Consider the following 745-nt stretch of genomic DNA (forward strand, 5'->3'; position numbering starts at 1 on the left):
CGCGGTTTGTAAAATTAAGTTAGAAAAATAAAAAAGTCATTTGTGATAGACTTTTGAATAACCACAAACAAAAGTAAAGGAACATCACAAATGACCTATAAGCATCTTAACACACAAGAACTGACCTTTATATATCATTTTTGGAAACAAGGCACCAAGGCTTACCTTGCTGCACGTGCTTTACGACGGAGTGCTGAAACTATCTATCGTGTTTACCGTTTTCTGAATCAAGGAAAAACTATCGTTCAATATCAGGAACATTACCGTCTTCAAAAGGCTAAATGCGGTCGTAAATCAATTACTCTACCGAAAGATGAACGAAAATATATTCAAAAGCAAGTCAACGCTGGCTGGACACCAGATACCATCATTGGTCGTAACGAGCATCATATTAGCTGTAGTATGCGGACCTTATATCGGATGTTCAAGCGTGGCGAGTTTGATGTCCGTCAATTGCCAATGAAAGGGCGTCGTCATCCTAATGGTTACGTTGAAACACGCGGCCGAGGACGAACTGGACAATTAGGTCGCAATATCGATGAGCGATATAACGATTATCCTAACTATCGTAACGAATTTGGTCACCTAGAAGCTGATACCGTTCAAGGAAGTAAGCATCACGGCGCAGTCATGACTCTGGTTGAACGGCTCTCTAAAGTTGAAATCATTCTTAACATTCATCATCGTACTGCCGAATGTGTTAACACTCACCTTGACCAATGGCTTGCCAAAATACCACGGCACC

The 745-nt window shown here is 41.1% G+C and carries 1 protein-coding gene; it reads left to right on the forward strand.

The genetic code is table 11. From position 1 onward, the window contains the following. Window positions 1-90 precede the first annotated feature (90 nt). Window positions 91-745 (forward strand): IS30 family transposase (locus tag QOS07_RS09285; protein WP_283588652.1); only part of this gene is annotated, 655 nt, incomplete at its 3' end.

This window comes from Limosilactobacillus viscerum, from assembly GCF_947387525.1.
Classification (GTDB): Bacteria; Bacillota; Bacilli; order Lactobacillales; family Lactobacillaceae; genus Limosilactobacillus; species Limosilactobacillus viscerum.